Origin of the sequence: Pseudomonas sp. MPB26 (genome assembly GCF_046605355.1) — a bacterium.
Taxonomy (GTDB): domain Bacteria; phylum Pseudomonadota; class Gammaproteobacteria; order Pseudomonadales; family Pseudomonadaceae; genus Aquipseudomonas; species Aquipseudomonas cedrina.
In genome coordinates, this window is record NZ_CP176793.1 from 1,966,938 (window position 1) to 1,991,678 (window position 24,741).

The 24,741-nt window shown below is 51.8% G+C and carries 21 protein-coding genes and 1 pseudogene; 14 read left to right on the top strand and 8 right to left on the bottom strand.

What is annotated here, in order from left to right; all coding sequences use genetic code 11:
- Positions 1-16 precede the first annotated feature (16 nt).
- Positions 17-1,159 (top strand): TniQ family protein, encoded by a 1,143-nt coding sequence (locus ACLH0H_RS09045; RefSeq protein ID WP_411381758.1) that lies wholly within the window; start codon positions 17-19, stop codon positions 1,157-1,159.
- A 152-nt stretch (positions 1,160-1,311) separates the two neighbouring features.
- Here the strand turns inward: ACLH0H_RS09045 and ACLH0H_RS09050 are convergent, their stop codons facing one another.
- From ACLH0H_RS09050 to ACLH0H_RS09060, 3 genes and pseudogenes are all read right to left on the bottom strand, one after another.
- Positions 1,312-1,737: a DUF6957 family protein gene (locus ACLH0H_RS09050; RefSeq protein WP_406998533.1), complete on the bottom strand. Its 426-nt coding sequence runs from the start codon at positions 1,735-1,737 to the stop codon at positions 1,312-1,314.
- 262 nt (positions 1,738-1,999) lie between these two features.
- Positions 2,000-2,194: pseudogene (locus tag ACLH0H_RS09055) on the bottom strand (IS5/IS1182 family transposase); the annotation flags it as partial.
- Between the two features lie 61 nt (positions 2,195-2,255).
- The gene (locus tag ACLH0H_RS09060; protein WP_411381759.1) at positions 2,256-3,866 is read right to left on the bottom strand and encodes a TnsD family Tn7-like transposition protein; all 1,611 of its coding nucleotides are present in this window, start codon (positions 3,864-3,866) and stop codon (positions 2,256-2,258) included.
- Positions 3,867-4,819: 953 nt separating this feature from the next.
- Between ACLH0H_RS09060 and ACLH0H_RS09065 the strand changes: the two genes are divergently transcribed.
- From ACLH0H_RS09065 to ACLH0H_RS09075, 3 genes are read left to right on the top strand one after another with little or no spacing between them, the layout of a single operon-like run.
- The gene (locus tag ACLH0H_RS09065; RefSeq protein ID WP_406998531.1) at positions 4,820-5,545 is read left to right on the top strand and encodes a transposase; all 726 of its coding nucleotides are present in this window, start codon (positions 4,820-4,822) and stop codon (positions 5,543-5,545) included.
- A complete protein-coding gene (locus ACLH0H_RS09070; RefSeq protein WP_411381760.1) occupies positions 5,542-7,575 on the top strand; it encodes a transposase in 2,034 nt (677 codons plus the stop codon). Before ACLH0H_RS09065 ends, ACLH0H_RS09070 begins: the two co-directional genes overlap by 4 nt.
- Positions 7,568-8,920, top strand: a complete 1,353-nt coding sequence (locus ACLH0H_RS09075) for a transposase (RefSeq protein WP_411381761.1) — start codon at positions 7,568-7,570, stop codon at positions 8,918-8,920. The genes ACLH0H_RS09070 and ACLH0H_RS09075 overlap by 8 nt, the downstream gene beginning before the upstream one ends.
- A 45-nt stretch (positions 8,921-8,965) precedes the next feature.
- Here ACLH0H_RS09075 and ACLH0H_RS09080 read toward each other — a convergent pair whose 3' ends face one another.
- From ACLH0H_RS09080 to ACLH0H_RS09090, 3 genes are all read right to left on the bottom strand, one after another.
- On the bottom strand, positions 8,966-9,727 hold the full coding sequence (locus ACLH0H_RS09080; protein WP_411381762.1) for an SIR2 family NAD-dependent protein deacylase: 762 nt from the start codon (positions 9,725-9,727) through the stop codon (positions 8,966-8,968).
- The gene (locus ACLH0H_RS09085) at positions 9,724-10,044 is read right to left on the bottom strand and encodes a BPSL0761 family protein (protein ID WP_411381763.1); all 321 of its coding nucleotides are present in this window, start codon (positions 10,042-10,044) and stop codon (positions 9,724-9,726) included. The genes ACLH0H_RS09080 and ACLH0H_RS09085 overlap by 4 nt, the downstream gene beginning before the upstream one ends.
- 589 nt (positions 10,045-10,633) lie before the next feature.
- Complete coding sequence (locus ACLH0H_RS09090) at positions 10,634-11,536, bottom strand: FitA-like ribbon-helix-helix domain-containing protein (protein WP_159961237.1); 903 nt, start codon at positions 11,534-11,536, stop codon at positions 10,634-10,636.
- 419 nt (positions 11,537-11,955) lie between these two features.
- On the opposite strand from ACLH0H_RS09090, the gene ACLH0H_RS09095 reads away from it, so the two are divergent.
- The 10 genes from ACLH0H_RS09095 (at position 11,956) to ACLH0H_RS09140 (ending at position 22,922) form a co-directional block, all read left to right on the top strand.
- The gene (locus ACLH0H_RS09095; RefSeq protein ID WP_411381764.1) at positions 11,956-12,546 is read left to right on the top strand and encodes a DUF6088 family protein; all 591 of its coding nucleotides are present in this window, start codon (positions 11,956-11,958) and stop codon (positions 12,544-12,546) included.
- A gap of 249 nt (positions 12,547-12,795) precedes the next feature.
- A complete protein-coding gene (locus ACLH0H_RS09100) occupies positions 12,796-13,782 on the top strand; it encodes an AAA family ATPase (RefSeq protein ID WP_046070202.1) in 987 nt (328 codons plus the stop codon).
- 25 nt (positions 13,783-13,807) lie between these two features.
- Positions 13,808-16,234: a S8 family peptidase gene (locus ACLH0H_RS09105; protein WP_330208073.1), complete on the top strand. Its 2,427-nt coding sequence runs from the start codon at positions 13,808-13,810 to the stop codon at positions 16,232-16,234.
- 222 nt (positions 16,235-16,456) lie between these two features.
- Positions 16,457-18,163: an ATP-dependent nuclease gene (locus tag ACLH0H_RS09110; protein WP_411381765.1), complete on the top strand. Its 1,707-nt coding sequence runs from the start codon at positions 16,457-16,459 to the stop codon at positions 18,161-18,163.
- A complete protein-coding gene (locus ACLH0H_RS09115; protein ID WP_411381766.1) occupies positions 18,156-19,586 on the top strand; it encodes a UvrD-helicase domain-containing protein in 1,431 nt (476 codons plus the stop codon). Before ACLH0H_RS09110 ends, ACLH0H_RS09115 begins: the two co-directional genes overlap by 8 nt.
- Positions 19,587-19,663: 77 nt before the next feature.
- A complete protein-coding gene (locus ACLH0H_RS09120; RefSeq protein WP_411381767.1) occupies positions 19,664-20,251 on the top strand; it encodes a YiiX/YebB-like N1pC/P60 family cysteine hydrolase in 588 nt (195 codons plus the stop codon).
- Between the two features lie 63 nt (positions 20,252-20,314).
- Complete coding sequence (locus ACLH0H_RS09125) at positions 20,315-20,503, top strand: AbrB/MazE/SpoVT family DNA-binding domain-containing protein (RefSeq protein ID WP_411381768.1); 189 nt, start codon at positions 20,315-20,317, stop codon at positions 20,501-20,503.
- A 415-nt stretch (positions 20,504-20,918) separates the two neighbouring features.
- Positions 20,919-21,113 (top strand): hypothetical protein, encoded by a 195-nt coding sequence (locus ACLH0H_RS09130; protein ID WP_411381769.1) that lies wholly within the window; start codon positions 20,919-20,921, stop codon positions 21,111-21,113.
- Between the two features lie 282 nt (positions 21,114-21,395).
- Positions 21,396-21,947 carry a hypothetical protein gene (locus ACLH0H_RS09135; protein WP_411381770.1) on the top strand — a complete coding sequence of 184 codons (552 nt, stop codon included), beginning with the start codon at positions 21,396-21,398 and terminating at the stop codon, positions 21,945-21,947.
- A gap of 813 nt (positions 21,948-22,760) precedes the next feature.
- Positions 22,761-22,922, top strand: coding sequence for a hypothetical protein (locus ACLH0H_RS09140; protein ID WP_411381771.1), 162 nt, complete (start codon positions 22,761-22,763; stop codon positions 22,920-22,922).
- A 24-nt stretch (positions 22,923-22,946) separates the two neighbouring features.
- Here ACLH0H_RS09140 and ACLH0H_RS09145 read toward each other — a convergent pair whose 3' ends face one another.
- Positions 22,947-24,116 carry a hypothetical protein gene (locus tag ACLH0H_RS09145; protein ID WP_411381772.1) on the bottom strand — a complete coding sequence of 390 codons (1,170 nt, stop codon included), beginning with the start codon at positions 24,114-24,116 and terminating at the stop codon, positions 22,947-22,949.
- A 39-nt stretch (positions 24,117-24,155) separates the two neighbouring features.
- On the bottom strand, positions 24,156-24,647 hold the full coding sequence (locus ACLH0H_RS09150) for a hypothetical protein (protein ID WP_411381773.1): 492 nt from the start codon (positions 24,645-24,647) through the stop codon (positions 24,156-24,158).
- Positions 24,648-24,741: the final 94 nt, after the last annotated feature.

Sequence of the window (24,741 nt, forward strand, 5' to 3'; positions counted from 1 at the left end):
ACCTCAGGACCTTCTGATGCTTTTGCAGATCCAGCCCGATGAATCCCTCATCTCGTTTGTGATACGAACAATTCATATCAATCAGTACTCGCCAGAGCGCTCGCTACTAGATGATCTGTCTCCTCGCAGCTCCTTCGACACCAAGCAGTTGCGAAAAATTGCTGGACTTACAGGCTGGCGAGGCTGCTACGGGTTTAACCGGTTGGTTCACAACCACACACTGTTGGCAGCGAAGCATGTTATCAAGGTCGACCAGGACATCTCCTATTCTGGACCTCTGTACGCTTCGAAGGCCTCCCGCCTAGACATGCTCAGCTCTGCCTACTGCCCGGACTGTGTCAGGGAGGATTTGGAAAGCCAGGGGTTTTCCTACTGGAGGCGCTACACCTATCCTAAGGTGACGGTGTGCCACAAACACAACACGGTCCTTTTAGAGCGTTGCCACTTCTGCGAAAGGCCCTTTTCCTATAAGGGGCACAGCCTGGATGTGATGTGGAGAGGGTGTAAAGGCAGGCAACTCTGTGAAGCGCCTTCAACTCCAAATTTGGATGCGCTGGCGCTTCGACGTGCAGTGACATTCCATCGGCTATGTTCGACGCAGAAGGTCATTTCGTATCTGGCCGCTGCTCGCGCTCTGCATGACAAGGCGGAAACCGTTTTACCGACTATGACCGGCGACGTTGCACTTCAGGTTCTGGAGCTCCGGAAGAAGATGGGCCGCATACTCCAGCCACCGGAGGGTTCGCCAACTGTTCGCTCACCTTACATAGACTCACGGGAGATTTGGGGAATCTTGGAGGCGATTATCCTAGTCTACGAGTCCTGTGATGATTTCCTGGTTAATGCGGCCTCGTATGATCGCCAAATGCGAACTGTAGATTCGCTTTGGAATACCTATCAGGCGGAAGAACGGTTATATCCACATTTTGTGGAGGAGGACTACCTTAGTGGGATTGGGCACTGGTCCTGTCCTCATCCGAGTCCTCATTCTGCGTCCGCCTTCACCCAAGCGGGCTTTCACACTCTACGGCCGCTGGTATATCCATGCTGCAATTCTGCCCCGATCAATGGCAGAGCTAGGCGGATGAAGCCCGAGCAGGTGGTGCCCTTGCCAGGCATACCCAGAATCAACACGGGCACAAGCTCGACTCGCTCCTGATCCACATGTTGTAGATGATGGATCTTCAAGCGAATAGATCAACGGCGGTGTCTGGGTGGTGGGTGGGTGACAGGGCGCTGCCACGTGCTGAACCTATCGTTCAATCCTTTCGTGTCCAAGAGTTGTGCATTGGATTCGCGCTGCCGGGAAGCTCATTTCAAGCTCAAAAGATCCCTAAGTGTGATTTTCTGCCGGGAGCCGTTACCGAGCAGAACATACAACGTGTTTTTGGTAAAAAAGAGTCCTGTGTCGTCGTAGCTCATTTGGAAGGAGCTACGTACCCAGTCTCCAGGATTAAACCGCTCACGACTATCGAGTACGACGCTGCGCGCATAGACGACCATTGGCTCCAAGCCACGGGAACGAAGAGCATCGCACTCTTCGTTGCAGGCTTCCAGCTCGAGCAGCGTCCAGTTTTGGACCAGGCAAAACGAATAATGCGAAAATTTGTCCTGCACAAAGATGGCAGCGTCCTCAGCTGACAGGTCGCAGCCATTGACGCACTCTCCCTGTCCGCTTACGAGTTGCTCGAGTCGTGCGAGGTCCATGTGCGCAATGCCCTCTTGGAGATTGGCCATCTATTTCTTTATGCGTTAGCAGTCGTGTTAGAGCGACCGCCGATGTCATTCAGATTGATGTTGAGAGTGTTCATGCCAAATGTCAAAAGGACTCCTTAATGCTTGCTCCGCAGGCTGATGCCGCATTGAACCAGGGGCCGATGCCACGCTGATCCAACCCGATCGGCAAAAAAACTAACTCTGGTGATGGTTTGCAAACTAGGAGCCAGAATCAGTAAAGTTTCGGTAAATGGATCATTCAGGTGCTTGCGGTAACAACCGGTTCTTCGCCCGGTGTGCCACGCTGCCGACTCGCATCCGCTGTGACGATGCTGGCGTCCACAGCTAAGCCATCCCCCTTGAGCAGGCCTGCGTTCATGCAGCGACGCAGTACCTCATTAAACAGCCAGCGAAACAGATCACTGTCCCGAAAACAGTTGTGTCGATTCTTGGAAAACGTCGAGTAATTGGGGACTTCAGAGGTCGTAGTCGTCAAGCTTGTTCGACCTTAGCTAGGTACGCTCGGGTGCATTAATGCCCTATCCCTGGACGGGGAGGTCTTGCGGCTTGGAGCGACCCAGCACCGTAGACAGGTATACTCTGGACTCGGGGTATTGGCCCCGATTTTCCAGGCAAGTCGATAGCATGGGGATCATGGCGCACAGCTGGGCCATTGTGGCCGGACCGCGCTGCGGTAAAGAGATCGATTCGCACGCCGTTTGTAACATGCTCAGTAGCCGATAATCCCGGGCCTCCCAGTCAACATGTCGTTTGTTCACGTGCGCTGGTTTGGCGAAGGTTTGCACTTCGGCTATCAGCCAGGCTTTGTCGTTTCGGTAAAGCCAGGCGTAGAGAGGAGGCATTGTGTCCCTCAAAGCCTGAACTCCCAATTCAGGATACAAACTGTGCAAGTGTTGCCACTGACTCCTGTGCTCATCAATCTCGCGGCAGTGCCTCGCTTTTAGTGCCATGGCGTAGGTCGCTGGATGGGCAAGTAATAGCTTATTGATCGTGGAGACAGAGATTTGAAACTCGTCACACAGCACCTGTTTCGACACGCCCTCAGCCAGTTTTGACAGCAGATCCTCCTTGAGCTGGCCCTTTAGTCGTTTGGGCCTGAGAGCTTTTTTGGCTGGAGAGCTTGATAGCGAGACTCGCTTATCAGGTGCCCGCGATGGAGCGCTTGCCACTTGCTGGGCTGATCTGGCCACTTCAGCTTTGTAGGACTGTAGGAACGAGTGCAGGTCATCAAATAGCCAATCAATCAGCACCAGATGCTTCAAAGGATGAATGCTTCTGCGGGGGGTACGAATAAGCTGGTTCATAAATGACTCAGTGCTTTTCTCATCTTGCGGCAATGATTCAAACAGATGAAAGCGGCGAAGCGGCTCTATGCGATCAAGCAGCGATGCAGATCTACCCCCTTGGAGCACAGCTGTTCGATAGGTCGCAGCGACGGCGCAGGACTCGAGGGACATTACTCTGCCGATGACCGCAAGATCGATGACATTGTTTGCCAAGCTCAGGAAAACCGGGCGTAACCACAGTTTCTGTGAGCAGGCCTGATGGATCAAGCAGTCCTTGGTAGGTAGCGACCATTCAAACCTACCTGACCACCGCCTACTTTTGGTGGATACCATGAGCCAAGCTTGGTGGCGTGGACAGATCAACACACCTGGATATTGGTGTGTGAGGTGCCAGTAAGCTATACCATGGGCGTACACATCCTCGCGCATACAATACGTACATGCTTTCAACGGGTGTTCAGCGCCAAAACCACTTGATACCAAACCAAGTCGATATTTAAGTGAATCAATTCGATCGCCTTTTATAGTTATTATTGCATCTTCAATTTTGATTTTATTTTGGAACGGTACAAATACTGAGAATATTGTGTGATGTAAGAGAATCGAATCAGCGTTTCCCCAATAATGAAATCCATTCTGTTCTAAAGCTGCTATGCCGCAAGGAATATCATGCTTTATAAATTTCTCAGATAGACCCAACATCGCAGTCGATGTAGTCGCAGGGTCTAGGTTACCCATTACCAGATGCTGTCGACTGCATAGGCTGAATAGTGTTTCGTCGGGTAGCCAGTCCAGCCGAGGGAATTGCCCTCTCACCCATTCGTGACCTGAAGTGACGCTCATGTGGCCTCCGAGCGGAAACAGAGGAAATGAGTTTAGCGGCCGGCTACTCGTGCTACGGATCAATTTCGCCTAAACAGGTAGACGATTATTCACGAATCGTAGGTCCCATAACTGGGGGGATTTACCAAATTTTTTTAATTACCGGGTCATCTATGCATGCCGGTTTTTGGCGCTCCAAGCACCGAAAACACTGGGAAGTCAGTAAAAAAGCGCCGGCGGAGGCGCAACTTAGATGTTTTATTCCAGTTGTCAACCGACATTTTTCGGCGGTACCATGCATCATTAAGTGACGTTTACTAAAGGCAGTACTGAAACTGAAGATGCATTACAAACAACTGATGCAAATTCTACCTAATTAACGTCGAGGTTACTGCCAAAGCGCAGCTATCTCAAACGAGATAGTTTAAGTGCCTATTACTGAAGCCTGAGGAAAAACAACATGGAATCTGGATAGAAACCCAGGAGCCAGATAGACAAAGGCCCAAGTGTGACCTTGGGCCTTTGAGGATAAGTCAGCTTTCGACTCCTGACGAATCCATTGTCTATCCCCTCGCGTAGGGCGTCAAGCCCTGCACGGTTCCGCTCGTCTCCAGAAAAGTATACTGCGCGTGGTGTAGCTATCGCCGTGCCCGCGCTATTGGATGGCTTATTCAACCGATGTAGGTGGACTGTTATTCGTCACCTGCTAAGGATTGAATGGATGGTAGATAACATAAGTGGATCTAAAGAAATCGTTACTCCGCATAATAGGTCGACAAGGCCGCTTCAAATGGGGAGATATTTACTTATCCGGAATTTATGCGGTCCCTGGTGAAGCGCCCAAGGGCTCTCGTATATGCCGCCTTAATAGCAGGAAGCTTGGACGAGCACTGCATCTTCTTTCTACCCCTGAAAGAATTTTCGCACAACTGGCTCTTTATAACCCCGACGTGTTCGAGTTGCATGAGCAGAAAATGCTCAGCCCCATTCCACAAGTTCATCCACTTCAAGGAAACCCCTTAGCTGCTGGGCTGAAACTTCTGCCAGTGAAGGGAACATCATTGGTTGCAGAGGAAATCGGTCTCAAACACGCTACAGCTGTCGTGACCTACGATGATGGTGAGCGCCAGAGGGTTCCCCACCCCTATTTGGGCGATTTACTTCTCTATATCCAGCCGCAAGGCTCGGACCCCTATGCCGTGAACTGGACGGTAAAGTTGAATGCGATGGATTTTGATGAGGTCGCTCGGGGAAGTTTGAAGAGCTTGGCGAAACAGAAAGAAAACCGCGAGAAAGCTCGCTTACGGCACGCCTTGGAAGAGATTTACTATCACAGTGCAGGCATCAGGACTGTGAGGGTTTCCAGGGATCTGCTGGATCCAGTCCTAGTGGCCAACTTGGATCTTCTGTATGGCTACCATGATCGCGAGATCAGTCTCGAATCAAATCTTCTCGAGGATTTCTCACACGACATCGAAGACTGTGTCACTCAAGGGAGACCAGTAGCGTCCGTTGCCTTGAGGTACGGACAGCGGTGGGGGCGGCGTGATCTGTTTCTGACGAAGATCTACAAAGACATATGGGAGCGCAAACTACCGGTCAGTTTGTTTGACCCGATCCTTATCAATCATCCATTGGTGACGGATGCGCCGGATGTTCTGCAGGTCTATAGCTCACTTTTTGCCGGGCTTTCCGAATGATCACTGGTTCTAAGCTGAGAGCACCTGAAGGATTCAAAGGGCTGACGAAGGATGTCGAATACTATTTCCTTGCAGGTGAAGGCAGGGCAAACAGGGCACGCCTTGTATTTTTTGATGAAGAGGGCACCACTGCGAGGTTGCTAACGCTTTCCCGGCCTGAATTTGATCTGGCCCTGACCAATGGTGATCTTGTGGAATGCGGTAGTGACGCCACACCTCCTTGGTTAATGGCCATCCGGGGCATTTCAGTGGATCAATTGGAAAAAGATCGGGTAAGGGCAACGAAAAGCTACGATGAAATGGTTAACAAGCGTTACCTCGCCATAGCGGAGTTGGTAGATCATGCTGAAGAGATCCTCTCGAACGACAATCCCGAATCGATCATCAACGCTCATGCTGCCAATCAGTCACCTTCTCAGAATGCAGCCCGGTTGAGGTTTTGGTTTTTTAGCTATCTGGTGTTCGGCCGCTCGAAGTGGGCGCTTATGCCCAAGTTCGACCGCTGCGGTAGAGGCAAAAGGGAACAGACGGCAGACGGGCAAATGTTGGGAAGGCCGCCAAAGTCAGGACGTAAATCCAGATCTCCTGCTACGGCCGAAATGCAGACTTCTATCCTGGACGGGTTCATCAAATACAACGATAAAACTAAATCTGACGCTGAAATCTTTGGTGCCGTGCTGGTGGGTGAATTCGGTTGTATTCCTTTTACAACATCGGCAGGAAATAAGAAGTTCTATCACCCCGAAGGTAAGCCTTTCCCCACAAAAGGACAGTACGATTACTACCTTGGTCAGGCGATAAGCACCAAGGCATATAGGAAGGCACGTAGAGGTACCAGTGGGGCTCGAGCTAAGTCCGGGTTTGTTGGAAGCTTTTCCCATGACTTGGTCAATGTAAACCAACTTGTTGAATTTGACGGCTATAACCCCAAAGGCAAGATATCTGGCTTGCTCGAAGGATCCGCTATGGATTCGGCCTGTATAGTTCGAGGGGTGTGTGGCCAGTCTGGTGCTGTAGTCGCCTTGGGTTTCTCCGAAAACAAAGAAACCATGGAAGCCTACCGCATGGCCCTGTTCTCAATGGCCATTTGCAAGGTCAAATTTGCATCGTTGTTTGGCCTGACGATCAGAAAAGAAGACTGGCCCACTTACGGACTGCCGCAAAACATCGTCTTTGACCGTGGACCAGGCTCTACCATGGGCGTACCGATTCGTTCAGAAGCAGTGGCCCGTGGCGAAATGATGAGTTGGTTATCCAGACTTGAACTGACTCCTACTCACTCGGGTCAGTCGAAAGCAACGGTTGAATCGTCGCATCCTAGGACCAAATCTGACAATGATCAGCCAACACACTTTCATAGCTCTCTCAACTTTGTAGAGATATGCAAGCGGCATATTCTGCAAGCTATTTACGATAACCATGCTTCAGGTACTGAAGGGAAGATGACGCCTGAGATGTTGGAGGTGGGCTTCAGTCCCACGCCACATAACATTTACAAATTCTATAGTGATCTTGGTTACGATTCCGGCACGGAGGTGAGTTTTGACTACGCAGTGAGAGAATTTCTGACTCCTCGTCCGGCGCACATCAAAAGGAGTGGCGTTTATTTTTACGGTCGTAAATACAATTCATCGAAGTTGATTGGAACCGAAGTTTTTGACCGGATTGCGTTCAATGGCCAAATACCGGTAACCGCTTATGTCATGACCATGTGTGTCAGACATATCTGGGTCGAATTAGAAGGTGTTTTGTACGAGCTGGACTTTGTAAAGCCAGCGAGCGTCCATCCCAGCAGCGTCGACATTTCGCTGTCGGATCTTCAGGCGCTCAATGAGAATCGGCTGCGCGGCAATGCGCAGCTTCGTGAGGAGCAGCCCGCAATCCTTCAGGATCGCAATGCCAAATTTCTTCACGCCACTGGCAAGGCCTGGGACATTGGTATCCGCAAGCCTGGGCGCCCTGCGAAGGGCGGAGCGGCTGAGCGTGATGCCGCCGACCAGAAGCGGTTGATGGGGAAAGGCAATGACTAACATCTTTTCTGCGCGCTTTGACGGGCTGGACACGCTGGCTGATATCCGGAGTTTGATTACAGTGCAACCTGATCCGGTAACCGGGCTTGAGGAGTTAAGCCCTGCATTGGCCGCTGAGCGTTTGTCAGAGGTACTGAAGACGATTTTCCTTCCCAACCAGTTTTCTTTGGACTTCATCAAAGACAGCGTTGATCGTGCGCGCAGCTTTTCGGCTGAGAGTTTTTCCACGGACCAGCAATATCAGCGGCGGCTGTATCACCCCCCGGAGAACGAGGCGTTTCCTATCTGCCTCACCGGCCTTGCAGGGGTTGGGAAGAGCCAAACTATCAGTGCGCTGATGAAGGTGATGCCTGGACCTGCACCTTATGCATCCGCTCATTACCACGAACCTCATATATTGATCTCGTATTGGTACGCCAGCGCCAGGGGTAAGGCTGGCGGCAGGCAGCTGTTGGAAGACTTCCTCGGTGGCGACGCGACAGGAGTTAGAGCGAATACATCAAAGCTACTGACGGAGTGCCGGCGTAGGGTGAATCGTGATGGTGTATCACTAATGATGCTCGAAGAGATGCAGCATCAGAGCACTGGTCAAGGGGTGGCCCGCGTTACGGATATTCTCCTCACCATGGCCGGGCTTGGGGTTCCAATGATCTATGTGGCCAACTACAGCCTGGGTCACAAATTGCTGACAAGGAATAGTGAGGACAAGCAACGGCTTCTCTCTGAACCCCGTATCATGCTACCGGACCATCCTGACTCGAAGGCCTGGAAGGAATATGTTCTAGAATGCATACGTGTGAGCGGGGGGCGCGTATCTGCAGATCCAAGTGCCCTGGTACATGAGCTGTATCGCTGGACGTTCGGTATAAAGCGTCTGGCGGTTCAACTGATCAAGGTGGCGTATCTTGAAGCCCGTGCAGCCCGTCGCCATACGATTACTTTGGAGGACGTCAACAAGGCATACCTTTCAGCCGCTTACTCCAGCAGTAGGGACGACGTCGAGGAGCTAATTCGCCTCAGCGTACATAAGAGCAAAACCGGGGGCAGGCCTGACCTCCGTTGCCCGTTCCCGGTGCCGATGCCATCAAACGTCTTGAGCTTTGCCAAGGACGATCGTGCTTTACGTGTGAGCGAGAAGATTTTTGTTTCATCCCTTACAGCCGAGGAGCGCAAGACTTTCGAGCTGCTCCATCCACCGGGTTCACCGTGCAATCTCCCTTCGAAGCCCAAGCGAGAGAAGAAACCAGCGTTGCCCGCGCAAACTCGGGAAGGCTTAGAGGATGCGTACAGCCGACTGCTATCAGAGTCCAAAGGTTCACCTAAACCCAGAGGGCCTGGAAAGTAAGCGCTACGAAAGCGGTCGCGTTGTCCTCCCAAGACATTGTCAGTCCTATGAAGAGGGTGTGGCCAGCAACAGCGCAGGCAACACTTGCTCGGCCGAACCCATGAGCATCAGCTCGTTTGGAGCCCCTAGGCAAACGTCTGCAATGTTTACGTGGATGACCGTCGCACCAGATGTCGACGCGATTTCAGGTATATCCGCCGCAGGCCTGACGATTCCTGAGGTCCCGACGGAGATCAGAACGTTGCAACTTTTGACGTCAGCCAATGCTGCTTTCCAACATCCTGAAGGCAGATCCTCTCCAAACCATACAACTCCGGGTCGGAGTTTCCCATTGCACCGGGTACACCGTGGAGGCTCTACCCATTGTCCTTCTGCAGAAACCTGGAGTTGTTCAGTTGTGAGTTCAGCCGGACGCTTGCAGGCAAAGCAGATCGGATTGATCAAGCTGCCGTGCAAATGCACAACGTTTTGAGATCCCGCGCGCTCGTGCAGGTCATCAATATTCTGAGTGATAACTGAAACCTGTATGCCGGTGCTCGCCAGTCGGCTAATCGAAAGATGAGCGGCGTTTGGTTGGGCTTGGCCAGCTTGGGAACGCCGCCAGAGGTACCATCCCCAGACCAGTTGAGGGTTCTCTCGAAAAGCCCGTGCTGTTTCCAACTTTTCAGGGGCATGCTTCTCCCAAAAGCCTGTGAGCTTGTCGCGAAATGTTGGAATCCCACTTGCAGCAGAGACGCCGGCGCCGGTGAAAAACACGACTTTTCGAGCAGCAGCCAGGGCTCCGATAGCTCTATCCCAATCGTTCATCTGGGGACTTTCGCGTCTGTATCGTAAGTGATCGGGGAGTGATAGCTGATTTCGGTGGAAGAGCTGAAAACCGGACCCATTGGAGACACGTCAGGATCTGACGCTTCTTCGATCCGACCCGCCAGCAGCATCTGAAACGGATTTGGATAGTGACGCAGGAGAAATTTGGCGTCACGGCGTATCGGTTCGGGCAAAGATGAATCTTGGGATAGCTCAAGCAGAAATTTCCCCGTCTGGATGACTGTCCGTGTGCGTTCATTCGGCATGGTCATAGTGAGGCCCTCAAAGTCATTGCGCAGGAGTAGTTGGGTACTCATTCTCGGCAATCTTCAGTTTAGCTCTGTTGAGCTGACATGCCGATCTGCACTTTTTGCCGCTTTAGGTGCTCCTGCACTTCTTCGGCCACGGCTATGGGCGATGAGCAACATCATCGTAAGGATTGCGCAAGGTTTGGATGCAGTAGCCATCCGGCAGTCCATGCACCGCTGGATGGGAATACTGTGATTTCGTTTGAGCTTGAGCCGCCTTCAGTCGAAGAGATGGTCAAGCGGATAGAGGCGACGCTGCCGAATTACCCGTACTTGGTTGCAGTGCGAGACGACCAGGTCGCTGGCTCTGCACACGCAGAAGCGCATCGTAGCGAAGTCGGGCGGGCGTGGTATGACGTGGTGCTGGCGATATGAGGACGCAAGGTTTTCACACAGCTCATGCCGGATCGTGTTGTCGAACAAAGGCAGCGTGGGACTGCACAAAGCACTTGGCCTCTCTCACATCGGCACGCATCCAGAGGTGGGATTCAAGCATGGTGCGTGGCAGGACGTTGGTTATTGCCGCACTGCGCTGGATGTCACGCATCCGCCAAAATCGCCCGAGCCATTCAGTGGGATCAATACGCAGATTTAGTCACTACAGATCATGAAAGTAGCTAATCTTCGGCTTTGGGCTCATGTAGCCGTGCTGCTGCGACCAATCAATGCTGGAAGGTGACCTGCCAGCAAGCAGAGGGTAGAGCCAGGAGGCCTTACTGCAATGCTTGAAACCAAGATAGTAGTTGGGGTGGTGGTCCCACATCATCGAATTATCAATCGGCGCCGTGCAGTTGTATTCGCTGAATTGCAAGCTTCTATTCTCGTTTAGAAAATTGGCAAAATTTGCCAGGCTGCCATGGCCGCCACCACCCATACGATCATTTAAATAAAAGCGACCGCTATACCCCGAGGCAATGTTTGGTTTGTCGTCCTTGCATCTGAACATCAGCAAGGTACCGTCATGTGGGCCTGGATTGCCGTCGGAATCCTCAACGGTGCAGAGCCGGACCAGCTTGATACTGACACCACTGCCGCTGACTGCTGGCTCGAAAAACTCGTGATAGTCCCCGCCAACTTCCGGATATGGAAACATGGAGCTTGAGCCGTTGATTAGCCACTCCAGACTGCAACTGTAGCGGTCAGCAATACGCTTGGCCAGATCAAAGGGCAGCGCTTCACGACCGTCGATGCAGTTCATCAGAGTTGCCGGCGACGTTTCCCCTAAAGCCAAGGCTAGGTGAGGCAAGTCGCTGCGCTCGCCCCAGGAAAAAACGTCGTCTTCGCGCAAGCGCGTAAATAGCTTTTGCAAACGCTGGCCGGTAGAGCGCTGCCAAGATTCACACAACGACGCTGTCTCAGGCTGAGGCGCTTCGAGGGATTCAAGATAACGCGCCAGTCCAAACCGGGTTTCCCCTTCTAGTGAACGTTCATGCCTGGCAGCTGCCTGTAGCAGCAGTTGGTGCAAGTTATCAGGAAAGTCGCGAACGCTTAATCTGGCCATGCAAGATACTCGCTGTCAATTTGAGGGCATTATGACTATTCGTAGGCATAATAGCGACAAAGCGACGGCAAGTGCTATCTGTTACGGGTTGATTTGGATAATCACCTTGCTCAGCCGAGCAGCAGATTCACTAAAGAGGCAGGCTTGCATCTCCCGGCATGTTGTTGAGGCCTATTGCCAAATTGCCCTACTTGCCGGCAATGGGCTGCCTCGCGTGCAAATTGGCGCACGGCCTGAGACCGCAATCTTTACAAAAGTTACGTCAGCTTTTGGGTTAAACAGGGTAAGCGCCAATACACAGACGCAAGTGGGTCCCAATGGCCTGGAGACTACTCGCGGCTAAGCATGATCATTATTTGACCGATGTCAGATATAGACTCATACTTCTGACATTAAAGTGGTAAGAGCAGCCTAAGCCTATGAAGACCCTTCCTGAATCGATCCTAGACCACAGCAAGCGTCTGCCTGAGGGTGGCTTACTGAGTCCCAAAGAGTTTCTACACTTGGGGAGCCGGGCTGCTGTAGATCAGGCGCTTTCAAGATTGGCGAAGGCTGGGCAGCTCATTCGCGCGGCTCGTGGGCTTTACCTAGCCGCCATTACAGACCTGGGTAAACAAGCAACGCCTTCGATGGATAAGGTTGTTAGCGCCCTGGCTTCGAAGAATCAGGAAGAGATCGTCCTTGATGGGGCGCGCTCTGCAAAGATGCTGGGTCTGTCGGCGCAAGCCCTAGATGGGAACGTTTTTCTCAGCAATGGGCGTACTCGGGCGCTTAAAGTGGGCGATGCAACGGCGGAGATAAGACACGCCCCTCGCTGGATGCTAGCGCTTGGCTCCACGACTGCCGGTGCTGTAATTCGAGCCTTGGCTTGGTTGGGAGAGCGGCGTATAGGTGAGGTGATGGAAAGGCTGCGTAAACAGCTGACTCCCATCGACTGGCAGGCGTTGAGCTCGGTGCGGTCGCTCCTGCCATCTTGGATGGCTCTTGCAATCGGTCGAGAGGTGGGGTGACAGGTTGCAGCTCGGCGGAATTTCGGGAGGGGCCATTTAAGACCACTCCAACATGAACTAGGCTACGCCGCCATGCCAGCTGCCCGGCTCCAAAGTGTTAGCACGTGTGTGTACAGATGTTGAATTGGGAATGGAGTGCCTGATTATGAAAATCAAAATGCGAGACAAGTTATTGGAAATTATGTAGTCGTGACAGGGTTGTCGAAGTCTATATAAGTTTATTAATCAATAACTTAGAAGGTGGTAATTATGGCAAATGGAAAAATTCTCCGTCAGCTGTTCCGAGCAGGTACCGCTGGCGATGCCGATGCGTTTCGTCTTGCCTCTAAAGCGGTTATCGAGGAGGAGCGGCAGAAGCAGCATCATCTTCTGGCTAACGATCTGGAGCAGATCCTCTACGGCAGCGATTTGAATCTCAAGGCATCCAGTAATACGCCACGAGCTCACTACGACGTTCCCGTAGACAAGGAGCGTGGTTTACCACTGCTCGATATAAGAACTCCAAAGCGGTCTCTTGATGAAGTGATACTTCCCCCCAGCAGTTCCGCTGCATTGGAGGAGATCCTTGAGGAGAACCGGCGTGCTGATGTGCTGCGCAGCTACGGCATGAAGCCCGCTGGCAAGGTGATTTTCTTCGGCCCACCCGGCTGCGGAAAGACGCTTGCTGCAGAGGTCGTGGCCTTCGAGCTTGATCGACCTTTAGCTATCGTCCGCTTGGATGCATTGATGTCCTCGTTCTTGGGCGAAACGGCAGCCAACCTTCGTAAGGTCTTCGATTTTATTGCCCAACATCCGTTTGTTGTTCTCTTCGATGAGTTCGATGCCATCGGTAAAGAACGTGGTGATAGTGGCGACCATGGCGAACTAAGACGTGTTGTGAACGCGGTCCTTCAGATGATGGACTCATACGAAGGTCTTAGTTTGATCCTGGCGGCTACCAACCATGAGAAGATCTTAGACTCTGCCATTTGGCGGCGATTCGATGAGTCGATCGAGTTTCCGCTTCCGGATGAAAAGCAGTTGAAGGAGATCTTGTTGCTGAAACTGCGAGGGATCCGTCGTCAATTCGAGATTGACGACAAAGAAGTATTGAAGGAGTTTAAAGGTAAGAGCGGCGCGGATATCGAGCGGGTTATTCGCCGCGCCGCCAAACGGATGATCCTGCGAGAGCAAGAGTTTCTGACCATCAAGGAGCTTAAAAGCGCTCTTGTGCGGGAGGACCTCAGAAAGTCCTAAAACATAAATTTTCAAGGAAGAAGCTGTGGCAACCTACAAGCATCTGAGTATTACACGTGAAGTTCTGGATAACTCGCGTCGGACCAAAAGCCCCCCTCACTTCGTCACCCGCGAAGATCGGCTTGGTCACGGTCAAAAGCTCAACGGTTACTTCGCCACAGCGGAGGGGCTGGCCAAGAAGCAAATTGGCTCTTCAGACAAATCCCCTTATGTTTTAAAGCTGGAATACGAGGGCGCATTGACCTTCGCCAACCTGAATACGCATGGGTTGGAGTTTATCAGCCAAGAAGGCAAGCAACTCTGCGTAGTGTTCGCGAGCGAAGAGGGTTTGGCAAAATTTACCGCCCATCTGCAAAAGCTGGGTGTCATGGATGCCAACTTGACCCATCGCCAGATTCTCGAGGCTATTGCAGGTGTAGATGCCTGGTCCGCAGAAGATCGGAAGAGTTGGGCTCTTAAGAATATAGGCTTGCCAGACACCCTCACCTTCAAGCTCGATGTCGAATTGTGGCCTATTCAGGTCGCGCATCACCCAAGTCGTGTTCAGCTCACAACCTCTTTCGAGACCTGGCTAGCCGCCGAGCACATCAAGAAGCTCGACAGAATCAATCTGGACAGCTTGCTCATGTACCGGGTCGAGGTCACCCCCGAGCAAGCTCAGTTGCTGCTCAACCAGCGCGATGTTCGTCTGGTGGATCTCATCCCAGCTACTGGCATTAGCATTCAACAGCTGAACCGAGACATCAATGAGTTGCCTCTCAACATCCCGCCACCCCCTAATGACGCAGCCCGCGTTTGCATTCTAGACAGCGGCATTAACGGGAATCATCCCCTCCTGAAGCCTGCAATGGCTGAGAGCGCCTCGTTTGTCGATGAGGAGGGGGATGCAGATGAAGCAGGTCACGGCACCGCTGTGGCCGGCGTTGCCCTGTATGGCGACGTTGAGGGTTGTAACAACTCGAATTTCTGGAAGCCGGAGTTCTGGCTCTTCAATGGAAAAGTCATGAAGAAATGTCCGCATACAGGTAATGCGGTCTACGACGAACTCACTCTCGAGGTATCGCTGACGAAGGCTGTAGAGCATTTCGTCGAACTCGGATGCCGGATCTTCAACCTCTCGCTGGGCAACAATAATGCTCCCTACGATGGTGCTCATGTCAGAGGGCTAGCCTATATCCTGGATGTCCTTTCCCGGCGGTACAACATCTTGTTCGTAGTCTCTACGGGCAATTTCTGTGGCTCCGAAAGCCCACCAGTCCCAACCAACAGTTGGCGCGGCGAGTACCCGGAGTACCTAATCGCTGCCCAGAGCGCCATCATCGACCCCGCACCTGCAATGATGGTGTTGACGGTGGGGAGCATCTCCCGACACAACTCTACGATTGACAGCCAGAAGTATCCGGAGATTTACCATCTTTCACCTGCATCGGAAAACCAACCATCTCCCTTCACTCGGCACGGCCCGTCGGTAAAAGGGGCGATCAAGCCCGAGCTCGTTGCGGCCGGCGGCAATCTCGCCAGCCCTATGAGGCAAGCAAACGCACAATGGGCGCCGCACATGCGAGGTTTGGGCGTGTTAACGCTCAACCACCAGTGGACGGGGAATACGGTTTTCAAGGAAATAAGCGGGACCAGCTTGGCGGCGCCGTACATCACTCACCTAGCCGGGCGCCTGCTGAACGCTTACCCGACGGCGTCTGCGAATATGCTTCGAGCAATGCTGGTGAATCAGGCTTATCTGCCGGATGCGGTCACCTCGACGTTTTCGGAGGAGTTTCGAAAGAGCTACAAGAAGGCGAAAGCCACCTGGAACCGCGACGTAGAAAGGGATGTGGCCGGCTATGGTGTGGTGAGTGAGGCTGATCTTTTTAGGTCTTCCGATAACGTCGTGGTGTTGATGTCAGAGGAAACCATTGAGAACGACGGATGCCAGTTCTTCGAACTGCCGTTGCCGGAGGACTATTTGCGCTCCGCTCGAGGGACCCGAGAGCTTTCAATAACACTGGCTTACTCGCCAGTAGTCCGGACTACCCGGATTGAGTATCTGGCTACCCAAATTTATTACCGCTTGGTCACGGGCACCTCGCTGGAGGAGGTACAGAAACACTTTAGCCAGGAGATGAAAAAGAAGACGGAGGTACTCAAAGAAGCCAGGGACACAAATCGCGACATTCCCGCCCAAATGAGAAACCATGGCACGGTTCAGTCTTCTCGCTGGACGTTCAAACAAGGGAAACCCGGAGAGAAGTGGTTTGTGGTCGTGGTCAGGCAGGATCGTGACTGGAATCCCTCGGCCGCAGAAAAGGAACAGTATTCTCTGGTGGTTACGGTGGCCGACCGCGACAACGAGCGGGCTCAGCTCTACACCCAAATCCAGACCCGGATAAATGAGCAGGCTGTGGTCAGGGAGCAGCAAAAGGCCAAGATGACTGCTGTTCGATTGCAGAATTGAGAGTGATCGACATTCGCTGTGATTCCTCTCCAGTAGGTATCCCTAAGCCTTCGGGGTAATGCGATCTTCGACGCATGCGTACGGCGAGTTCCCCGGCTCGCTGGATGTCATCTATGATGGGTAAGGCGAATGGCCACTCCTCCAGCTTTCCTTGAGAGCCAGGCGAGGCGCTACAAATGGATTTCGCCTCACTCATAGATGACGTTCAGAGGATACCGGTCGGTGAAAATCAGAAAGATCGTGATCAAGAACTTTCGAGGGGTGAAAGCGCTTGATTGGAACGTACCAACAGCCGACATTCTTTGCCTTATAGGCAAGGGCGACTCCTCAAAATCCACAATCCTAGAAGCCATCCGGTACACGTTCCATCCCCAGTGGAATCTTGCTCTCAGCGACTCAGATTTTTACCAATGTAAAATCGCTGATCCCATTGTCATTGAGATCACAATCGGGCATTTGGCAGCTGACTTCTGTGCACTCAATAAGTACGGGCTTCACCTACGGGGCTGGGATGCTGCAGCTCAGAAGCTTCATGACGAGCCAGATGATCACTTTGAAAGCGTATTGACCGCCCGGCTTACCGTCGAAAAGGACCTGGAGCCGAAGTGGACAGTCGTGTGCGATCGCAATCCTGACGGAGTGCCGTTCAAGCAGGCAGACAGAAACAAGGTCGGCGTGGGCCTCATCGGAGTATTTAGTGAACGAGAGCTTTCCTGGGCAAACGGAACTGCTCTTGCCAAGCTGACCGCGGCGCAGAGCTTGAGCGAGCTATTGGCCAATGCATCGAGGACTGCGAGGAGTTCGCTCGATGTCGACCGGGCTGTCACCCTGACAAACTTCGACAATGCAGCAACCAAATCACAAGAGATTGCGAAGCTCTTGGGTGTCCCTGTACTTGATGCCTATAAGGCCCACCTCGACTTGGCGTCCATCAACCTGAAAGTTGGCGGTCTTTCCCTGCATGACGGCGAAATCCCGTTACGCCAGTTAGGTCTGGGATCTCGCCGAATGCTTCAGTGTGGAATCCAGAAAGCGGGTCTGGAGGAAGGCCATATCACGTTGTTCGATGAGTTGGAGTTCGGCCTCGAGCCCCATCGCATTACGCGTCTCATCAAGCACATCAGGGAGGACAAGCGTGGGCAGTATTTCCTAACCACTCATTCGCCGATGGTGCTTCGCGAACTCACGGTGCAGGACCTTCATATCGTCCACAGCAAGGGCGGGGTTGTGACGATCGTCTCTGCTGCTGAGAAGGGCCTCGAAGAGCATGAGGTTCAGGGGAAGATTCGCTCCAGCGCTGAAGCATTCTTGGCCAAAAAGGTCGTCGTGTGTGAAGGCGCTACCGAGGTAGGTTTCATAAGGGGCTTTGACGATCACCAACTCGAGAATGGGCAAGACCCATTGTCGTATCACGGTGTGGCGTTGCTGGACGCCAAGGGAGCCAGCAAAGTGAAGGGCATGGCCATTGCCTTCAAAAAGCTTGGCTATGACGTGTCGGTGCTAGCTGATGGCGATGCCGAGAAGCAGTTCTCAGCCGCTGATGCTGCTGGGCTTGTGGCGTTAGGAATTCCCACCTACGTCTGGAGCGATAAACTTTCGCTTGAGGAACGGGCTTTTGCAGATCTTCCCTGGGCTTCCGTACTTGCCAGTTTGACGCTTGCCCAAGTCGAGCTCTTCTACTCGGTATGCGATCAAGTGCGATCGCAGCATCAGGACGTGTTGGACCCTGACATCAGCGAGTGGCGGGATAGTCCCAAGCTGCGTACTGCAATCGGTGCTGCAGCAAAGAGCGCGGGGTGGTTCAAGGACACCACTAGAGGCGACCTGTGGTTCAAGGCAGTGAGCGCCGCTTTCAACGATGCCGTGTTCGGTAAAACAAATCTCGCCGTAGAGTTGGGAAGGCTTTGGGAGTGGGCCAAGCGTGTCTGAAGACCTCGCAATCAAGCTCAACGACTGTACCTCCAAGGGCTATGTAATCGCGCCAGCGGGGTTTGGAAAGACTCATCTCATCGCAATGGCGGTGCGAGCTTCCGGTGGCCGACAGCTTATCCTGACGCACACTTTTGCCGGCGTGAATTCCATAAAAACCAAAATGGTGGACTTGGGCGTTCGCGCTTCCCAGTTCCAGGTCGATACGATCGCTAGCTGGGCACTTCGACTCTGTCTGGCGTACCCGAAGGCATCTGGGTGGAAAATTGAAAACCCGACCAGCAAGCAGTGGAATAAGTTGTATGAGTGCTGCTCCCGTTTGCTCGGGAAGAGATTCATTCGTGAGGCCGTGTCTTCCAGCTATATAGGTCTCTACATCGACGAGTACCAGGACTGCTCAGACGTGCAGCATGATCTGGTCTGCAACCTGGCAGAGTTTCTCCCAAGCCGACTCTTGGGAGACCCCCTCCAAGCCATATTTGATTTTGACGATGGCAAGCTCGTTGATTGGGAAGCCAGCGTCTATCCCAAATTTGATTGCTTGGGACAGCTGGAGATCCCCTGGCGGTGGGTCAACGCGAAGAGTCCGGAACTGGGCGAATGGCTCAAAGGTGCGAGGCGAAAGATCGAGCTAGGCCAAAAGATTGATCTGTCAGCCCATCTTCCACCGAGCGTAATTCGCGCCTACACCCAGCCTGACTATCTCGCCGCTAAACAGTTCACGGCGCTTTGTGGCCTGTTAAATCATGATGAGAGCGTCATTGCACTCCATGGCGGTGATCAACAGTCCAAGAACAAAACTCACCGTTTGGCCAACCGCTTGGCGGGCCGCTTTTCCTCAATCGAGGAAATCGAAGGGAAGGATCTGCATTCGTTCATCAAAAAGCTTGCGGCTGCAAAGACCGCTCAGGCGGGCTTTCTCCTCGCCCTGAAGTTCGCAACGAAGTGCTTCACAGGTGTAACTCGCACGCTAACGGCAGGCACCAAGCGGGGTGAGGTTACCAACCTTCGCAAGACAACGAGGTACCCACTGGTGCTCCAAGCCGCGAATGACTATTTGTCTGACCCGTCGAGCAGCTATCTCAAGGCATTCTTCCAAACCTTGAAGAGCAACCCTGAAACATCAGCCTATCGCCGTGACTTACTCTATCGTTTCTTGAACGTGCTCAAGATTCATGTTGATGGCCAAGCTACGACGCTCGTGGAGGCTGGTATTCTTTACCAGCGCGAGATGAGGCACTCGGGGCGGCCGATCAGCCATCGTAAGCTGATTGGAACCACATTGCTGGTCAAGGGCCTTGAGTATGATCACGCCGTCATTCTTGATGCCGACTCGCTTGATGCGAAGGATTTGTACGTCGCGATGACCCGAGGAGCGAAATCTCTCACCATCATCGGGACAGCCCGGTATCTACCTGCTTGAATGCCTATTCAGTTTGAACATTTCGGATCGGTCGCCAATATCCATCGTTCAGTAGCTGCACAGGAGCAATATTCAATATGGAAGGCGAGATGCATGAATTGGAACTGAGGCCTCGGGTGTTCGTCTCCGACCTCATCCAGCTCGGCGATATTGTACTGACAGCCACGCCCGAGCCCATGAGCAAAACGATCCGTAAGGCCATTGGCGCGGACATCTCTCACGCTATGATTTGTGTGGGGAGGTCGAGTGTGATCGATTCTACTGGTGACGGTGTTCATGCACGCAATCTCGAGCTGCTGATACTTGAGCCAGGCTGTGCTGGGCACGTTCTTCGGCCGGCTGTGCTCCTGACTACTGACCGACTGCACTCTGTTATCACTTCCGCCAGGGCTGCGGTTGGTACTCGATACACCAAGATCGGCGCCGCCAACAGCGTGTTGGCTGGTTTTGTGGCCGGTCGGAGGCAGTTCTGCTCGCGATTGGTCGCGCAGGCTTATCATCGGGCCGGTGCAAACCTAGTGCCGGATGCTGACTTTTGCCATCCAAGGGAGTTATTGACTAGCACTGCACTTGTTGAGGTTCCTAACATGCTTAGAGATCTCAATGCAGAAGAAGAGGCTCCCTGGCGTGAAGATGTTGACCATATTCAGGCTATGCGGGATTAGATCAATGCCTTGCTACGGGAGCATAATGAGTCATGCCAGCCAGACCAAGGTGCGAGTAACGTCATGACCGAAGCCCAACGCTGGACAGTGAAATGCCAAGATCCTGCGGATGAAAGTGGCGACGTCATCATTGACATGCCGCCGGACCTACTCGCCAGTTTAGGATTGAGCATCGGCGACGTACTGACCATTGAAGTGATCGGCGGCGCGATAGTTCTGACGCCGAAGCCGCGCGACTCAGCTACACCCTAAATGGCGCCGGCTCGCTTTTGATCTTCAGTGGACAAATGCGAACGGCAAATCTGAGCGCGGTGTTTAACCGATTAACGGCCCTGACGTCAGGCGGGGCCTTTTAGCGAGGTCGCTTGGGTTTGCCACCAAATGAAACCCTTTCAACGACTAGTCCGTTATTGCTTGAGTATTTTCTTGATATGGGCCGTTCGCGCATAACTAGTTGGCAGCGAGATGTTTGGAGGGCCGTTGGCTTGTTCGTTGACTACAAGTGCGGAGCCTTGGCTAAGCCACTCGAAGGAACCGAGCGTAACTACGGATGTGAGTGCGGCGACCGGTTTGCCGGTCCTGCACCCTCACTGAGAGGCTGGTGAAGCCCTGGCGGGCACACTGAACGCTGTTCTTGGCGACCAGCAAACTGTTTAAGGAAAGAGCGATGAATAGCGATCAGCTTCAAGGAATTGCTGCTGCTTTGGAAGAAGGCTACGGCGAATGCCCGCAAGGCCGTGCGGCACTTATGCGCTGGATCGAAGAAGAGGTATCCAGGCTTAAAGCGCGAGGCGTGCCAGGTGGGGAGAGGGCCACGATGGAGCTTGGATTGTCATACTGGACTTGGCTTGGTGGAGAGTAGGAAAGGTATGCGAACCGATAAATGTGAAAAATGTAGCGAGAAGTTTGAGGTTGTCGAGATAGGCGGTGGGCAGCCCTGTAAGCCAGATAACGCAGACATCGAGTGTCCATGCTGCCAGCACAAGACGTCGGAAAAAACGACTGGTTACTTCATTACAAAAAAGCTTTCACGCAGCTAGGCAAAATCGCATCAAGTGCACCAAAGCCCCGCCCTCAAACGTGGGGCCGGCTTGAACAGCGCAGGTCATTAAACCATTGCGGATCCCTAAGGGTATCTCGGATTATGAAAGATGAAGCGCAATCAGGCTACAAGCCTATACAGGACGATGTGTTGAAGACACTGGGTCTTGCGATGATCGCCGGGCAGGGTGTTGAGCACCTGTTGAGCAGTTGCGTTACTTTTCCTTTACACGGCGAGCCACTTCAAACTGTGGAACAGCTTCAGTTCCTGTTTGAGCGACACTCAAAAGCCACTTTGGGACGACTGCTCAAAGCGCTGAGGGAGCGGGCTGATCTGCATCCCACCTTCGACGACAAGTTGGAGCGCTTCCTCCAGCATCGCAACATCATTGCGCATCGGCTACATGATGTGCCGGGCGGTTTTGACCTGCATTCCGAGGAAGGACGAGGGAGGCTAAAGGCCTTCCTGCTCCAGTACATGGAGGATGGTCACATCGTCAGCATGGTATTCCTGGGCATTTTGCGGGGATGGGCGAGCCAACAGGGCATTGATATTCCCAATGAGCACCATCTGAGCCAGCGAATGCAGGATCACCTCGACGCGAATGTCATGCCAAATTTGGACGCCTTTATTAGGTTGAAAGAACACCCCTGAGTCCTAGAAAAAGTCACTCAGCTGCACCCAGCCCAGCCGTCGAACGTTTGGCTGAATAAGAAGAGGCACCGGGACGGCCGGTATTGATCACGGTGCGTTGATCAAAGAATAGTTGTCGCAGGCCCGATTAGCGGACCTGTCGAGAGCCGATTCACTGAGTCGGCTGCCGACAGTCACAGACACAATGGAAAACCGGGCAACCCACTCCCCCAGTGTGGCGGAGTGAGCAAGGTCACAAGGTTTATCAACGAGTTTCGAACTCACGGGAAAAATCTATGAGTTTGAAAATCGGTATCTGGCTGACCGTGATAAGTTTTTCTCTGAAAACCCTCGCGCGCGCTCAGATTGAATCGGTCAAGCCACTCAACGGCGTGAGGCATTCTCGGCCGTCGTACCGCCATTGTGCTTGCGCTCGGCACATTTTCTGGTTTTTTAGAGTAATGGTTATTAATCAATAGCTTGCATGCTCCCGACAGACTTTATTTAGTTGGTCTGGCTCCAAAACCTCAAAAAATGTCGTTGCGACAGACTTTATTTCTGATTAGCCCACTGACTAGCCCCCGGAATTGCTGGGCTCGATCCGACAGACTTATTCCGTAGGATCTGCTGGACAGGTATCGGCGTGGAGAAAGGTGCTTTCGCAGTCTTCCAGCACTTGGCTTTCATGCAGCTGGTGCAAACCGATCGCCCGGCAACGATCATCCATTCCGCGTTCCATAGCTCAATCTTTCGTTCACTCTCCACAATCTGAGTCTTTAGCGCGCATTTGGCAGAGCTGAAGTTACCTCTAGATTGTCCAGCTGGGTGCGGATCATGTCCGGCAAGCTCACGCCGCTCAATGAAAACGGCGCGCTCCTGCCGGCAGCGCCGGCAGGTCTGCCAGCAGGTCGCGCAACTCGACCAATGGTGTTTGGCAAGTCGCTGGCCAAGGCGCAGCCGAGTACATTTTGGAGCACTGGCTTCCATGAAAATTAGGAAATAACAAGCATTACTAGATAATCAACTCGAAATTTCCTTTGGCTCCAATACAGTAAAGTTACCTAGGGTATGTTTATCATCACCACTTCTTTTAAGAAAGTCGTAAAGGGAGTTCACAATGGCAAACTGAGATATATAGCCGTAGAGCACAAGAAAATCAGTGTATTTATTATTTGTGAATTCAGACGTTGAGAGCAACGCTTTAATTTTTACTATATCTTTATCAACAGCATTAATAGCGTTATTGAACACCGTGAGAAAATTATCAAAACTGTCTATGCTATTTTTCAAAGAAACATTCGGCACGGCCAGACTTATCCTAAGTGAGCTGAAAGAGTCATATATTACATATGATGCTATATTCTTGCTATTACGAAACCTCCTTAAAGCGCCCAAATTATCGGTGTTTTCCTTAAGAGCGGCGTTGTAATCATAACTATCAACAACTACATCGCCAATCGCATTAATTGTGCCGACTGTAAAGGGCGCATACGATGGCGGAAATAGGCTTGTGGAAATTACCCCAGTCACAGCCATGGCGATCGTTTTGCCTGAAGATACTACTAGTTTAAACTGAGCTCTTGCAACATTCTTTTCCGAACCTGCAGCGGCCGAGTGCAACTTGTCAAGGGTTTCTTTGTATTCCCTGAAGGGCCTGTCTGCCGACTCTTCAAGTGTTTTTTTTGTTTCATCTATCTTAACTATCAGCCTATCTATATCAGTAGATAGTTTATTGGCTAATGATTTATATTCATGTGTACTTTTAAATAGATAATTGAACAATTCTCTAAGGCGCTCCCGTGCTAGATCAAGCGCTTTCATAACGGCCACATATCTCGAGACCTTAGCCACTACAGGCGGAACCGGGTTAAGATCGGTCATGCATTTTTTAACGTCTTTCATTGCATTTGAAAAATTAGTCCATTTGGACATAAAGCTTCTATCAAAACTGGATAAATTATCGAAAAATGTCTTATAGTTCGATTCTGATATTTTTTTCAATTCGACCATGCATTCTTTATATTTCCTGAAATAGATTCTGTTTTCAGGCCATTTGTTAGGGATCAGCCAATCACTGACATTTGTAGTTATATAACCTAAGGTGGTGAGGTTAATAAATAATGGGAGAACGCTTGCAGCGATTTCCGTGTACGAATCTTGTAGCTCTGAAAGCTGAGGGTCGGTTGACATATACTCAATCCCTAAACCATTATATAAACAAAAAGTTACTCAGTCGTCATCGTCATCTTGCTCATCATTTTCGGTTATATCAATGTGATATTCGAGATCAGATTTTTTGGTAAGCTGTGCAGCATACATAACGCCATCCGTATTATTGTTTATTTTAATAACAATTACATCTCCAAGGGTTGACCACTGTCGCATAGTGATACAAATAGAACTCACTGTGTCGTCCTTGACATTCGTGCCCCCCCAGTTTCCATCCTCAACAACGTAGCGAATGACAGCGTCGGCACCATAATCCATTCCATCATCTTGCATTAACGCCCAACTCACACCCGGGCCATTAACGGTATTTATTTCTATTCGTCCAGGAGGAAAAGGCTTAAAACGCCCAGTATCATTAGTGAGATCTTCGCTAGCAAAAAATAAAGTACACGTAGTCAAGTTGAATAGTTTAACGACTATCGGATCCATGAAAGCTATGTCACTTTTTTCGTCTGTAATTGTTTTGCTATTGCTATCTATTGGCTTATTCATTTTGCCACCCTTCGTAACCTTTATATATCGACACATGAGGGCATATTGAAAACCTAATTAATCCTGCACCTGCTTATTTTGTTTGCAGAAAAAT